Here is a 13,952-nt window from a genome sequence, read left to right on the forward strand (position 1 = left end):
CCTCCACGAAACACGTCAGTATCACTAGTTTAGCATAGCCACGCCCTTGAAAACAATAGGCTAGTTTTTTAGAAGCTCAAGTTTGTGGCGCCAATGGGCGAGTGAAGCATCTGGGTCCTTTAACGTAAAGCGCACCGCCGACTCTAATTTGGCATAAGGCGCTTGATCGGCTTTCACCCGTAAGACGCGCCCTTCGTAAAGGGTGAGGCCCTCTTGACGGCCGATCGGTTCAAGCATTAGCTGAATGTCAAAAGCCGTTTCGCACGTAACGAGTAAAAGCACAGCTTTTTTTGAACGCATCGCATTGTTATCCGTTTGTGTTCCACTCCATAACGCAATCCGTATGCGGTCTTTTGAATAGGCCAACACTTCGCCGACGCTTACCATCGCTTTATATGGAAAACCATTGTCATCAACCGTCAAAAAATGCATCGCCTCATGCTGCTTTTCTTCTAATTGTTCACCGTTTAAAAAAGTTGCTACAGCAGGGGGAAGAATTTCACTGTCAGCCATACACGCCTGCCTCCCGTTTTTTCTTTCCCTTTTACGATAGCATGGCTTTTATAAAATGCCAAACCTTAAAGAAAACTACAGTTTCAGCCGCTTCTATTGCCTGGATGTCAACTTCTTACATACTTGCTGATTTCGAGTCTTTCTTGGTTGAGCGTGTTTCATTGATAAACGTAAAGAGGACGCAGCCGATTCCAATTAAAATGAAAATCGCCGAAAATGGTTTTGTAAAAAAGTCGGCCACATTGCCAGTCGACATGAGCGCTCTCCGCAAATATGTTTCCAGAAGAGGCCCGAGAATAAAACCTAAAATGAGTGGAGCAATCGGAAACTTGGCCTTTAACAAAATATAACCGATAACGCCGAAAAAGAGCATGACGCCAATATCAAAAGCGGAAGAGTTAGTGGCAAAGGCGCCGACAAAACACAAGACAAGAATAATTGGAAATAAATATTCCTTTGGAATCATCAACACACGTGTAAAAAAGCGCATCGCGAACACTTGAAACAAAAGAACGAGAAAGATCGCAACGAAGAAAGCGATAAACACGACATTGACAATTTCGCGGTTTTCCGCAAAAAACAGCGGGCCAGGCTGAATGCCATGGATCATAAAGCCACCGAGCAAAATTGCTGTTACCGTATCGCCAGGTATACCGAGAGTCAGCATCGGAATAAGCGATCCACCAACAGCTGCTGTGTTCGCTGATTCAGACGCATAAATGCCTTCAGGTGCCCCTTTCCCAAACTTGTCGCGGTTTTTTGACGCTTGCTTCGTTTGTGCATAAGCAACAAGGTTTGATGTGCCGCTCCCTAATCCTGGCAAAATCCCAAATGCAATTCCAATGAATGACGAGCGTAGCATATTCCACTTATTTTGGAATATTTCGGCCACCTTAATGCCAATGCCTTTCACAGAGAAGTTCATTTCCTTTCGCTCATCGCCCGCCTTTATTTCCGCTAAAAGTTGAGCGATAGCGAATAAGCCCATGATAAGCGGCAACAGACTGATGCCGCCTTTTAGCTCTAACACGCCAAACGTATAGCGCTGCAGCCCATCAATTGGCGCGAACCCTACCATGCCAATAGCTAAACCAATAAAGCCAGCAGTAATTCCTTTCAACATGCTGCCTTGGGCAAGGACGGCAAGCAAGGAGAGAGCGAAAAAGATTAAAGCAAAAAACTCAAATGGCCCCATCTGTACCGCAAACCTCGAAATGAGGGGAGAAATGGTAGTCAAGGCAATAAAGCTCAGCAAGCCGCCAACAAGTGAGGCAACAATACCAATGCCAAGTGCTCTTACCGGTTCGCCGTTTTTCGCCATTGGGTACGCATCGAACGTTGTAGCGATCGATGAGGGCGTTCCCGGTATTCCTAAAAGTGTAGAAGCAACGAGCCCACCGGAAACGCCGCCTAAATGCAAACAGACAAGAAAACTAATTCCTTGTATCGGTTCTAATTGAAACGTAAATGGCACGAACAAGGCCATTGCCATCGTCGAGGTTAGGCCAGGCACTGTACCAAATATAAGGCCTATGAATACCCCTAATACCATTAATAGAACGACAAAAGGGGTGAACACGTCAGTTATGCTCGCAAGTAAAACATCCATTGCTTTCGCCCCCCTTCATCGAAAAAATCCGCCTGGCAATAAAACATCTAGATATTCGGTAAATATCCAATAGATTGAAAACGTAATAAGTAGGGATGCCACTGTTACTTGAACAACATGCTTTTTCGTTCGCTTACTCGATAAGTATAAAGTCGTGGCAGCTAAAAAAAGGAACGTGCTTAATACGTATCCGAACGCCGAGAAAGCGACAGCGTATAAAAACAAACTTCCTAACATCACATACATTTTCTTTTCCCGCGTTTTTGCCTCAGGCGAATCCTCTTTTCGCTCCGTTTTTTTCTTTGCTTTTAATCCACCTACTGTTAAAGCAACACCACAAACAACAAGCGCCATTCCGACAATTCTTGGCAACAAAACCGGCCCAGGATCATCCATAAGCCTCATATAATCCATCGTAAGCGTTTCCAAAATCATATAGGCGCCGACAAGAAACGTTCCTATTCCAATCCAACAATCGCGTTTTGACATATTGGCTCCCCCTTATCCCTAGTCTTCTTGGAATAACTCAAACGCGATGCCTTCTGCTTTTTTGAGTTCTTCTTGGTTGAATGTAAGGGTTTCATTATGATCCATTTGAATATGTCTCTGGAACGTGGTGGCGAGGTCTTGTACATACTCTTCATCTTCTGCAAGCTGCTCTGCTGCTGCGTTCCATTTGTGAATGATCTCTTCAGGCAAATTAGGCGGCCCGTATAACGTATGGATGATTGGAAACTGAACGTCATAGCCTTGCTCAAGGGCAGTTGGGATATCAGGTGCCAGCTCATCCCGTTCTTCTGATAGAACGGCTAACGCTTTAAAATCGCCTGATTCAATATAATTTAAGGCGTTGCCAATGCCAGTCGAAACAAAATCAATTTGGTTGCCGAGCAACGCCGTCATCCGGTCAGACTCTCCTCCGACATCAAGCACTTTTATGTCGACATCGGCAACTTGTCCAAGTTGCTCCCCCATAAAATGAGTAGTGCCGCCGATTTGGCCACCATACAAGATTTCGTAAGGGTGCTGCCTCGCCTCCTCAACAAGTTCTTCTAATGAATCCCACGGGGCATCAGCACGCGTGACAAAAACTTGGTTAATGCCAGCAAACGTTCCAATCGGCGTCATTTCCAACGCCGAATAATCGTATTGGCCAACGGCATAACTTGTGTGCAGTGCTTGATGATAGTAGAGAAGCTTGTAGCCATCGGCTTTGGCGCGGTAGACATTTTCAAACGCTAGTGCACCGCCTGCTGTATCTTGATTAACAATGACAATATCGCTATCTAAATATTTGCTAATATGACGCGCTAGCACCCTCGCTCCCGCATCAGACTGCCCCCCTGGCGAGGCTGGGACATAAAGTTCAATCGTTTGCTTTGGATACGTATCAATGGCCGCTTGCGTAACGGCTGTTTCGTCGTGGTTGCTGCAGGCCACTAGAAAAATAGCCTGCAGCACGAGCAAAGGGAACCACTTCACGACTTACACCTCCTCCCGTTTTAAGCGCGCGTTTGTGCGGTTCGATCTTGCAATTGATGGACGGATACATCCTCCCAATTGAGGGACTCGACCCGATACTGCTCGACTTTTTCCCAATCAAGCTCCATTCCGAGCCCTATAGTTGACCGTTCAGGCAAATGTAAGTAACCGTTTTCATAATTGACTTTGTTTTTAACAACATCGCCGACATAAAGCTCTGGGCCAGTTGGATCGGAAATGTAGTTTAAATGGTCGAGTGTTGAACCAAAATAGGCCATCGCTGTTGTGCCAATTGATAGTTCCTGCGTTGTCCCGATAAGGACGCTTTTTTCAGCTACAGCCGCTGCATCAGCCGCTTTTCTTGCCTGTGTAATGCCGCCAATAAACACAGGCGCAATGTTAAAAATATCAACTGAATCATGTTTAATCATTTCCGATTGCTGACGCAAGCTCCAGACATGTTCGCTTACCGGCAATTCACAGCGCATACGGAAATGGTGCAGTCCTGCAAAATCATTTCGGAGTGCCGGACTTTCAACAAGATCGATTGGGTATTTCGCTAAGCGCCGTGTAATCCGTAACGCTTCCTTCCAATCAAGGAGATGGCTAAAATCAAGGGACTTCACTTTTACTTTGCCGCCAAACTCGTTGTAAACCCCTGCTAAAAAGGCCTCGTCCGCATCAACGTTTTTGCCGACATAAAGGCGAAATACGTCAAAACCTTTCTCATATTGCTTTTTGACGAGCTCTAAATTCGCCTCGACTTCATCCATAAAGCGATGCCTAAAAATCGGAAAGCATACTTTGATTTTCTCACGTTGGCGGCCGCCTAATAGATCGGACACAGACACGCCTAGCGCTTTTGCACAAAGGTCATAAAGCGCTGTGTCAACGCCATTTCGAATAAAGCTGCCTTTTTCATAGTAGTACATCGCTTCAGGGAAGTTCCCATTTAGCTCTGTATTGATCGGGGCTATGTCAAATGGGTTTTTGCCAACAAGAATTTGTTTTAACGTACGCTCCAAATCAACAATGTCAACCGCATACTTCGGCAAATGAGAGAAGTCTGACATTTCGCCAATCCCCTCAATGCCTTCGTCTGTAAACAATTGCACGATCACATGTTTATTGACAAAGCCAGTCAAACGTGGCATACCGATTGCCGTTAACTGCACATCTGTAATTTTCATCCTCATCGCCCTTTCACGAATACTGTTTTGATGGATGTGTAAAATTCCTTTGCTGCTTGCCCTTGTTCCCTAGAGTGGGAGCTAGACGCTTTCATTCCTCCAAATGGCGCTTGCAATTCAACGCCTGCACTTTCAGCATTAACTCGAACGAGGCCCGCATCCATTTCGTCAATAAACAACAGCATTTTTTCAATGTTGGTTGTGAAAATAGAAGCACTTAACCCGTAGCGGCTGTCATTGGCGATCTCGATCGCTTCTTCCATGTTCTTCGCTGTGATAAGAGCAATAACTGGGCCGAATATTTCTTCTTGGGCAATTCGCATATGGCGGTTCACGTTTGTAAAAATCGTCGGCTCAACAAAATAGCCTGCCGCCCTGTTTCCGTCTGTTACTCTCTTGCCGCCGCATAAAAGTTTCGCACCTTCCTTTTTGCCAATTTCAATATAGTCTAGAACGGTTCGAAGCTGCGCTTCACTTGCACAAGGCCCCATCCATACGCCATCGTCTAGGGCTTTGCCGATTGTAATTTGTTTTGTTTTTTCCAGAAGAAGCTCCTGGAAGTCTTGAAGAATCGCTTCAGCAACAATGACGCGGCTTGTCGCCGTACATTTCTGTCCCGTAGAGCGGAAAGCGCCGCTAATCGTCGCATCAACCGCTACATGAAGATCAGCATCTTCAGCGACAATAACAGGATTTTTTCCACCCATTTCTAGCTGGTACTTCGCTCCCCTTGCGGCAGCTGCTTTTCCAATTTGTTTACCTGTTTGTTCTGAGCCTGTAAACGTTAGGCCGTGAACGTGTTCATGGGCGACTAATGCATTTCCGATCACCTTGCCAGACCCTGTCACGAAATTGAGCACACCTTTAGGAAGTCCCGCTTGCGCAAAACACTCTACTACTTTTGCTGCTGTTACGGCAGCTTCTGTTGCTGGTTTAAACACAACTGTATTGCCATAAATAAGCGCTGGAGCGATTTTCCATACAGGAATCGCAACAGGAAAATTCCATGGCGTAATCACACCAACGACACCAAGGGGAACACGTTTCGTAAACATGAGCGCTTCGCTGTCTGTGGAAGGGATCACCTCGCCATCTGCTCTTAACCCTTCTCCTGCATAATAGCGAAGGATCGCGACACCGCGAGCTGTTTCCCCTTTTGCTTCAGGCAATGTTTTTCCCATTTCACGGGCGAGTGTTTCCGCAATTTCATCGAGGCGGCTTTCTAACTGATTGGCGGCTTGATACAAATAATGGCCACGTTCCGCTCCTGTCAGCTTCCGCCACGATAAAAGAGCGCCCTTTGCCACTTCCACCGCTTCATCAACGACATCAGCGGTGGAATTTTGGACATAGCCCACAACTTCTTCGGCATCGGACGGATTTATGCTTGCGAGAGGGGGAGCCGCTTCTTGTTTCCAGCGTCCGTTAATATAATTGCCAAATACGACTTCTGTTTTGATCGCCATTTGCCTCATCCTTTCGTAGGTTGTAATAACTTCCAGCTAGAAAGCAGCTCTGTCACAAGCTGTTTATCTTCGTTGCTTAATTCATTCACAGGTGCCCTTGTCACACCAGCATTTTGCCTCAGCATTTCCATTGCTTCTTTAATGACGACGACGTTATTGCCTTGGTTGTACTTCGCGCGTAAGTCTTCAAAAGGGACAATGTCTTCCCAAATTCGCCAAACCGCATCGTTGTCATTGTTTCGCAATGCTTCCAGCATCTCGACTGCTTTTTGGGGCAGAAGATTGACAAGTCCAGAAGTAAACCCTTTTGCCCCGGCATGCCAGAAAAAGGGCGCCCATTTCTCTGCGGTTCCACAAATCCAAGCGATTTGATGTTCTTCTGGAATCGAACGTACCACTTTGGCAAAGCGAGGCAAGTCATTAATCGCATATTTGACGCCGACTAGGTTTTGAAGTGGCGCCAAATCAACGAGCACTCGGTCGGAAATTTCAGGATCTTTAAAATAAACGAGTGACGGAAAATCTAGCGCCTCGATGATGTCGCGGAAGTAGGCATACACACCGCCCGCTGTTACATAAGGGTGGATCGGCATATGAATCATGACCGCATCTGCCCCGGCCGCTTTCGCAGCGTTTCCAAGTTCAATCGCTGTTGACGTCGCATAACCGATGCCAGCGACGACAAGCGCGCGGCCATGAACATATTCCACGGTGCGCCGGACTTCCTCTTTTGCTTCCTCAAGAGACAGTGCATAGAATTCACTCGTATTTCCACAAGGAACGATCACATCAATGCCATTGTCGACGATTCTGTCAACAGTTTCCTTGTAGTGATGCCAATCGATGCTGCCATCTGATTTTCGAAACGGCGTGATTGGTATGCCAGAAATGGTTTCTAATGCTTTTGCCAATGGCTTATTTGCCACAGTTGATCACCCTTTTCTTAAAAATTAGCTCGGACCATTCTCGGCCTGTGCTCTCGCCTCTGCAGCCAAAATATTGTCTTTCGTCCGCAAAATATGGTCTTTCATTCGTTGTTCCGCCTTGTCTGGCTCTCGTTGCTTAATCGCCTCAAAAATCGCTCTGTGCTCTTGATAGCCGACTTCGCGCTCGACTTCGACTTTAAGGGCACGCTTCCGGAATGCTTTGTCAATGCTGCGAATATTGGCTAAAATCGTTTGCATCATCTTATTCTCGGTACTGGCGATAATCAATTGGTGAAACCGTGAATTTTGTTCAATCAAGGCATCTGAATCGCCTTTGTTATGAAGGCTCTCCATGATAAGCACCACTTGCTCAAGTTCGTTTACGTCTTCTTCGCTCATTTTAATGGCAGCAAGGCGGGCACATAGCGATTCGACCGCGGCGCGCAGAAGCAGAATTTCTTCAATTGATGTAGAAGCATACTCTGAAACAAATGTACCTTTGCGCGGGACGGTTACAAGCAGGCCTTCATTTTCTAGGATCCGAAATGCTTCTTTGATTGGCGTCGTGCTAATCCCCATCATCTTCGATAATTCCCGCTCTTTTAAATGCTCACCAACTTCAAAGTATCCGCTTACAATTCCTTCGCGAATTTTTTCAACTGCCAATTCACGCAGCGACTTTACTAAATTTGGATCAACAGAAAAGAAACGTTCATCCTTATCAGTCATACAACCAGCTCCAATTTAAAATATGAAATCTGATATATCACACTATAAAACATAAAACGCTTATTGTCAAAACATTATTTTTAATTCCTTTTACTACATAAGCAAAGAAAAGCGCAATGGACACATTAACATCCATTGCGCTTGAGGACTCACTTGCTCAAGTTATAAAAAGACTTCAAACCATTGTACTGAGCGAGGTCAGCAAGCTCATCTTCAATACGAAGAAGTTGGTTGTATTTGGCGACACGGTCTGTACGAGACGGCGCGCCTGTTTTGATTTGGCCAGCATTTGTGGCAACAGCAATGTCAGCAATCGTCGCATCTTCTGTTTCACCAGAACGATGGGAAATAACAGCTGTATAGCCAGCGCGTTTTGCCATTTCGATTGCATCAAATGTTTCTGTCAATGTGCCGATTTGGTTTACTTTGATCAGAATCGAGTTGCCAATGCCTTTTTCAATGCCTTCAGCAAGCTTTTTCGTGTTTGTGACGAACAAATCGTCGCCAACAAGTTGGACTTTATCGCCAAGGCGCTCTGTCAAAAGTTTGTGGCCTTCCCAATCGTTTTCATCAAGGCCATCTTCAATCGAAATAATTGGGTATTTCGAAACAAGTTCTTCGTAGAAGGAAACCATTTCTTCAGAAGACAGAACTTTGCCTTCGCCAGCAAGGTGGTATTTGCCGTCTTCTTTGCTGTACAGCTCAGAAGAAGCAACGTCCATTGCCAACTTCACTTGTTCTCCAGGCTTATAACCTGCTTTTTCAATCGCTTCGATGATCGTGGCAAGCGCTTCTTCGTTTGAAGAAAGGTTCGGAGCAAAGCCGCCTTCGTCGCCTACTGCTGTGTTGTAGCCTTTCGCTTTAAGAACAGACTTCAAGTTATGGAAAATTTCCGCACCCATGCGAAGCGCTTCTTTAAAGCTTTCTGCGCCGACAGGCATGACCATAAATTCTTGAATATCTACGTTGTTGTCGGCATGCTCTCCACCGTTAATGATGTTCATCATTGGCACTGGAAGTTGCTTCGCATTAAAGCCGCCAAGATAGACATATAGAGGAATGTCTAGTGCATTTGCAGCAGCGTGGGCAACGGCCATTGACACGCCAAGAATCGCGTTGGCGCCAAAGTTGCCTTTGTTTTCTGTCCCATCAAGTTCAATCATCAAACGGTCGATGCCAATTTGGTCCAACGCGTTTTCGCCAATTAGTTCAGGAGCGATCTTTTCATTTACATTGTCAACTGCCTTTTGGACACCTTTGCCCATATAACGGTCTCCGCCGTCGCGAAGTTCGACCGCTTCGTATTCGCCAGTCGAGGCGCCACTTGGCACAAGGGCACGGCCCATAACGCCAGATTCTAGGTGAACTTCTACTTCTACAGTCGGGTTGCCACGAGAGTCAAGGACTTCACGTGCATAAACATCAGAAATAATCGTCATGTCAATTCACTCCTAAATTGAATTTATTGTTTAAGTGTCTTGCCTGTCATTTCTTTCGGCTTGTCCGCGCCAAGCAAATCAAGCACAGTCGGCGCCAAGTCAGCTAAAATGCCGTCTTCACGAAGGGTGATTCCTTTTTCGGTTACGATGACAGGCACTTTGTTTGTCGTATGCGCCGTCATCGGTTTGCCGTCAAGTGTCACGACTTCGTCGGCATTGCCGTGGTCTGCTGTAATAATCGCTGCTCCGCCTTTTTGTAGCAATGCATCGACCACACGGCCTAAGCATTCGTCCACGGCTTCAATCGCTTTAACTGTTGGCTCCAACATTCCTGAATGCCCAACCATGTCAGGGTTGGCAAAGTTTAAGATAATCACATCATGTTTTTCGCCTTCGATTTCCTTGACGAGCGCATCGGTTACTTCATAAGCGCTCATTTCCGGTTTAAGGTCGTAAGTAGCGACTTTAGGCGAGTTAATCAAAATCCGCTCTTCGCCTGGAAACTCATCTTCACGGCCGCCACTGAAAAAGAACGTCACGTGTGGGTATTTTTCGGTTTCTGCAATCCGTAGCTGTGTGTAGTTTTGCTGGGAAAGGACTTCGCCAAGCGTATTGTCCAAGTTTGTCGGCTTAAAGGCAACAAAGCCTTTCACTGTTTCACTAAACTTCGTTAAGCAGACAAAATGGAGGCGCTTCGGCATCTTTTCCCCGCGGTCAAACCCACGAAAGTCTTCATTCGTGAAAACTTGTGATAGCTGGATAGCGCGGTCAGGGCGGAAATTGCAGAAAATGACGGCGTCATCGTCTTTGACAGTTGCTACAGGTGTACCATCCTCTTCTGTTATAACAGACGGGATCACAAACTCGTCGACAATGTTGTTTTTATAGCTGTCATCGAGCAGCTCTAGCCCGTTCTTATAGGAAGGGCCTTCGCCATAAACCATTGCACGGTATGACTTTTCAACTCGATCCCAACGTTTGTCGCGATCCATTGCGTAGTAACGGCCGTGCACAGTCGCCAGCTTCCCGAGGCCGACTTCATCAAATTTGTCTTGCAATCCTTTTAAGTATACTTCTGCTGAAGTGGGGCCGACATCGCGGCCATCTAAAAAGCCATGGACATAAACGCGCTCGACGTTTTGTTGTTTTGCCATATCAAGCAAGGCATAAATATGGTCGATGTGGCTATGGATGCCGCCATCGGACAACAAACCATATATATGGAGTGCCGATTGTTTTTCTTTAACATGGTCCATTGCCTTTATGAACGTCTCATTCTTAAAAAAGTCGCCTTCGCGAATCGACAAATTCACACGCGTTAAACTTTGGTACACAATGCGCCCAGCACCAATGTTTAAATGGCCAACTTCTGAATTGCCCATCTGCCCTTCTGGCAAGCCGACATTTTCACCGTCTGCCCGTAACGTGGCATGCGGAAACTCGTTCCAGTAACGGTCAAAGTTCGGCTTTTGAGCATGTGCCACGGCATTGCCTTTCTCTTCCTCTCGCAGGCCAAAGCCATCGAGAATGATTAAGGCTACTGGCTTTTTACTCATTTTGCTGCCCCCACTAATTCTAAAAACGAATCTGCGTCCAAGCTGGCTCCACCAACGAGGGCGCCATCTATGTCAGGTTGGGCCATGTAGTCTTTAATGTTGCCAGGTTTTACGCTGCCGCCGTACTGGATGCGAATCGCCTCAGCTGCTGCTTCAGAAAAATTAGCGGCCACCGTTTGACGCACATAAGCGCAAGCTTCATTCGCGTCTTTTTCTGTCGCTGATTTGCCTGTGCCGATCGCCCAAATAGGCTCGTACGCAATTACTGTTTGTTTAACTTGTTCTTCGCTTAAACCAGCAAGGCCTTTTTCTACTTGCTCTTTTACAACAGCTTCCATCTTACCCGCTTCACGCTCTTCAGCCGTTTCACCGCAACACATAATTGGAACCAACTGATGGGCGAATGCGGCATGCACTTTCTTGTTGACAGTCTCATCTGTCTCGGCAAACATTTCTCGCCGTTCTGAATGGCCGATAATCACATAATGGACACCCATATCAGACAATGCTTTAGGGCTGATCTCCCCTGTAAATGCGCCATTGTCTTCAAAATGCATCGTTTGAGCACCGATTTTTAACTCAGTTCCTTTTACCGCTTGGAGCAAACGGTCAAGAAACAAGGCTGGCGCACAAACAACCGAATCAACCGTTGCCTGTGCGGGAACGTTTGCTTTTACTGCTTCGACAAAATCAACAGCTTCGCCGATTGTTTTATTCATTTTCCAGTTTCCTGCGATAATTGGTTTACGCATAGTATCACCCCGCTGCATTATTTTTCTGATAGTGCGACAACGCCTGGAAGTTCCTTGCCTTCCATAAATTCAAGGCTGGCGCCTCCGCCTGTTGAAATATGGCTCATTTTGTCGGCAAGGCCAAATTGTTCAACGGCTGCCGCTGAATCGCCGCCACCAATGACTGAATACGTATCTGACGCCTCTGCCAACGCATTTGCAACTGCTTTTGTGCCACCTGCAAACGATTCGAGCTCAAACACACCCATTGGCCCGTTCCAAATCACTAATTTTGAAGCTTTTAATACAGCTTCATAGGTTTTCCGTGTTTTTGGCCCAATGTCAAGCGCTTCCCAATCAGCTGGAATGCCGCTAATGGCCACTTCTTTTTTGTTGGCGTCGTCAGAAAAATCATCGGCAACAATGACATCTTCAGGCATATAAAACTTAACGCCTTTTTGTTCAGCCTTTTCCATAAACTGCTTGGCTAAATCGAGCTTATCTTCTTCAAGCAACGATTTGCCAACTTCATAGCCTTGCGCTTTGACAAACGTGTATGCGAGACCGCCGCCAATAATTAAATTGTCGACTTTATCTAGCAAGTTGTCAATAACGCCAATCTTGTCTTTTACTTTTGCGCCACCAATGACTGCTGTAAACGGACGTTCAGGGTTGCTTAACGCTTTGCCGAGTACATCCAGTTCTTTTTCCATTAGAAAACCAGCTGCTGACGGCAAATAGTGGGCAATGCCTTCCGTTGAAGCGTGGGCACGGTGTGCCGCCCCAAATGCATCATTGACAAAAATGTCGGCTAGGCTAGCAAACGCTTTCGCTAATTCAGGATCGTTCTTTTCTTCCCCTGGATAAAAGCGGACATTTTCAAGCAGCAACACGCCACCGTCTTCAAGACCTTCCACTGCTTGTTTTGCTACTGGACCGTGCGCTTCCTGGACGGCTTGTACTTCTTTTCCTAACAGCTCGCTAAGGCGTGTCGCGACAGGCGCCAAGCGCAAGCTTTCTACCACTTCGCCTTTCGGGCGGCCAAGATGGCTTGCTAGCAAAACGCGCGCCCCTTGTTCACTTAAGTATTTAATCGTAGGCAAAGCTGCTTGAATCCGCGTTTCATCAGTAATCTTTCCATCTTTCATCGGAACATTGAAATCAACTCGGCAAAATACCGTTTTGCCTGCAAAATCGTAGTCATAAAGCGTTTTTTTGTTCATTACTTGATCCTCCTATCGGACATCTAGACAGCGCAAAGGAGGGAGGCAGATGGCCTTCCTCCTCTGAAGCCTATTTTTACTTAAAGCCCTTTGCCAGCAATGTAATCAAGCAAGTCTACAACACGGTGAGAATAGCCAGATTCGTTGTCATACCAAGAAATCACTTTAACCATATTGCCTTCCATGACCATCGTGGAAAGCGCGTCGATTGTAGAAGAATGTGGGTTGCCGTTGTAATCGCCAGAAACAAGCGGCTCTTCAGAGTAAGCAAGAATGCCTTTAAGATCGCCTTCTGCTGCTTCTTTAAGAGCTCCGTTTACTTCTTCAGCGGTTACGTCTTTGTCAAGCTCAGCTACAAGGTCGACTAAAGAAACGTTAGGAGTCGGTACACGCATAGCTCCACCGTTAAGCTTCCCTTTTAATTCAGGTAGCACAAGGGCAACAGCTTTCGCTGCACCAGTTGTTGTCGGAATGATGTTTTCTGCGGCCGCACGCGCACGACGGTAATCTTTGTGTGGTAAGTCAAGGATTTGCTGATCGTTTGTATAAGAGTGAACAGTCGTCATCATGCCGCGACGAATGCCAAATTTATCGTTAAGTACTTTTGCAAACGGCGCTAAGCAGTTTGTTGTACAAGAGGCATTTGAAATCACATGATGGTTGGCCGGATCGTACTTGTCTTCGTTAACACCCATGACAATTGTAATATCTTCGTCTGAAGCAGGAGCAGAAATAATAACTTTTTTCGCGCCAGCTTCAAGGTGTTTCGCAGCGTCTGCACGCTTTGTAAAGAAACCAGTTGATTCCACTACAACTTCAACGCCGTACTTGTCCCAGCCAATCTCAGCAGGGTTGCGCTCAGCAGATACAGAAATTTCTCTTCCGTCGACAACGAGTGAGTTGTCTTTTGCCTCAACTTTAGCGTCAAGAACACCGTGTACAGAATCATATTTTAACAAGTGTGCCAGCATATTGGCATCTGTCAAATCATTGATTGCTACTACCTCTACATTCGGGTTTTTAAGGGAAGCGCGGAATACATTACGGCCGATGCGGCCAAATCCGTTAATACCAATTTTTGTTGCCAT

The 13,952-nt window shown here is 46.2% G+C and carries 13 protein-coding genes; all 13 read right to left on the reverse strand.

Annotated features, from left to right (window positions below; all coding sequences use genetic code 11):
* Nucleotides 1-60 precede the first annotated feature (60 nt).
* The 13 genes from BUC05_RS11345 to gap all read right to left on the reverse strand — a co-directional run bounded on the left by BUC05_RS11345 (nt 61) and on the right by gap (nt 13,952).
* Complete coding sequence (locus BUC05_RS11345; protein ID WP_011247851.1) at nt 61-513, reverse strand: hypothetical protein; 453 nt, start codon at nt 511-513, stop codon at nt 61-63.
* A 115-nt stretch (nt 514-628) separates the two neighbouring features.
* Entirely contained in the window at nt 629-2,122 is a 1,494-nt protein-coding gene (locus BUC05_RS11350; RefSeq protein ID WP_011247852.1) for a tripartite tricarboxylate transporter permease, read from the reverse strand.
* A 15-nt stretch (nt 2,123-2,137) separates the two neighbouring features.
* A complete protein-coding gene (locus BUC05_RS11355; RefSeq protein WP_011247853.1) occupies nt 2,138-2,611 on the reverse strand; it encodes a tripartite tricarboxylate transporter TctB family protein in 474 nt (157 codons plus the stop codon).
* 18 nt (nt 2,612-2,629) lie between these two features.
* Nucleotides 2,630-3,604 (reverse strand): tripartite tricarboxylate transporter substrate binding protein, encoded by a 975-nt coding sequence (locus BUC05_RS11360; RefSeq protein WP_073304733.1) that lies wholly within the window; start codon nt 3,602-3,604, stop codon nt 2,630-2,632.
* A 20-nt stretch (nt 3,605-3,624) separates the two neighbouring features.
* Nucleotides 3,625-4,794: a mandelate racemase/muconate lactonizing enzyme family protein gene (locus BUC05_RS11365; protein WP_011247855.1), complete on the reverse strand. Its 1,170-nt coding sequence runs from the start codon at nt 4,792-4,794 to the stop codon at nt 3,625-3,627.
* Between the two features lie 2 nt (nt 4,795-4,796).
* On the reverse strand, nt 4,797-6,260 hold the full coding sequence (gucD, locus tag BUC05_RS11370) for an alpha-ketoglutaric semialdehyde dehydrogenase GucD (RefSeq protein ID WP_073304735.1): 1,464 nt from the start codon (nt 6,258-6,260) through the stop codon (nt 4,797-4,799).
* Nucleotides 6,261-6,265: 5 nt separating this feature from the next.
* Complete coding sequence (locus BUC05_RS11375) at nt 6,266-7,186, reverse strand: dihydrodipicolinate synthase family protein (RefSeq protein ID WP_073304737.1); 921 nt, start codon at nt 7,184-7,186, stop codon at nt 6,266-6,268.
* A gap of 24 nt (nt 7,187-7,210) precedes the next feature.
* Nucleotides 7,211-7,915 (reverse strand): GntR family transcriptional regulator, encoded by a 705-nt coding sequence (locus tag BUC05_RS11380; protein ID WP_011247858.1) that lies wholly within the window; start codon nt 7,913-7,915, stop codon nt 7,211-7,213.
* Nucleotides 7,916-8,064: 149 nt separating this feature from the next.
* Nucleotides 8,065-9,354 carry a phosphopyruvate hydratase gene (gene eno, locus BUC05_RS11385; RefSeq protein WP_011247859.1) on the reverse strand — a complete coding sequence of 430 codons (1,290 nt, stop codon included), beginning with the start codon at nt 9,352-9,354 and terminating at the stop codon, nt 8,065-8,067.
* A 23-nt stretch (nt 9,355-9,377) separates the two neighbouring features.
* On the reverse strand, nt 9,378-10,910 hold the full coding sequence (gpmI, locus tag BUC05_RS11390) for a 2,3-bisphosphoglycerate-independent phosphoglycerate mutase (protein WP_011247860.1): 1,533 nt from the start codon (nt 10,908-10,910) through the stop codon (nt 9,378-9,380).
* On the reverse strand, nt 10,907-11,662 hold the full coding sequence (gene tpiA / locus BUC05_RS11395) for a triose-phosphate isomerase (protein WP_073304739.1): 756 nt from the start codon (nt 11,660-11,662) through the stop codon (nt 10,907-10,909). The genes gpmI and tpiA overlap by 4 nt, the downstream gene beginning before the upstream one ends.
* 17 nt (nt 11,663-11,679) lie before the next feature.
* A complete protein-coding gene (locus BUC05_RS11400) occupies nt 11,680-12,864 on the reverse strand; it encodes a phosphoglycerate kinase (RefSeq protein ID WP_011247862.1) in 1,185 nt (394 codons plus the stop codon).
* Between the two features lie 80 nt (nt 12,865-12,944).
* Nucleotides 12,945-13,952, reverse strand: coding sequence for a type I glyceraldehyde-3-phosphate dehydrogenase (gene gap / locus BUC05_RS11405; protein WP_011247863.1), 1,008 nt, complete (start codon nt 13,950-13,952; stop codon nt 12,945-12,947).

Origin of the sequence: Shouchella rhizosphaerae, from assembly GCF_900142675.1 — a bacterium.
Classification (GTDB): Bacteria; Bacillota; Bacilli; order Bacillales; family Bacillaceae_D; genus Shouchella; species Shouchella rhizosphaerae.

Bases quoted from the DNA above. Each gene is read 5' to 3' on its own strand.
- gpmI (WP_011247860.1), bottom strand. From the start codon at position 10,910: ATGAGTAAAAAGCCAGTAGCCTTAATCATTCTCGATGGCTTTGGCCTG.
- eno (WP_011247859.1), bottom strand. From the start codon at position 9,354: ATGACGATTATTTCTGATGTTTATGCACGTGAAGTCCTTGACTCTCGT.
- BUC05_RS11380 (WP_011247858.1), bottom strand. From the start codon at position 7,915: ATGACTGATAAGGATGAACGTTTCTTTTCTGTTGATCCAAATTTAGTA.
- BUC05_RS11400 (WP_011247862.1), bottom strand. From the start codon at position 12,864: ATGAACAAAAAAACGCTTTATGACTACGATTTTGCAGGCAAAACGGTA.
- gucD (WP_073304735.1), bottom strand. From the start codon at position 6,260: ATGGCGATCAAAACAGAAGTCGTATTTGGCAATTATATTAACGGACGC.
- BUC05_RS11355 (WP_011247853.1), bottom strand. From the start codon at position 2,611: ATGTCAAAACGCGATTGTTGGATTGGAATAGGAACGTTTCTTGTCGGC.
- BUC05_RS11365 (WP_011247855.1), bottom strand. From the start codon at position 4,794: ATGAAAATTACAGATGTGCAGTTAACGGCAATCGGTATGCCACGTTTG.
- tpiA (WP_073304739.1), bottom strand. From the start codon at position 11,662: ATGCGTAAACCAATTATCGCAGGAAACTGGAAAATGAATAAAACAATC.
- gap (WP_011247863.1), bottom strand. From the start codon at position 13,952: ATGGCAACAAAAATTGGTATTAACGGATTTGGCCGCATCGGCCGTAAT.
- BUC05_RS11350 (WP_011247852.1), bottom strand. From the start codon at position 2,122: ATGGATGTTTTACTTGCGAGCATAACTGACGTGTTCACCCCTTTTGTC.
- BUC05_RS11345 (WP_011247851.1), bottom strand. From the start codon at position 513: ATGGCTGACAGTGAAATTCTTCCCCCTGCTGTAGCAACTTTTTTAAAC.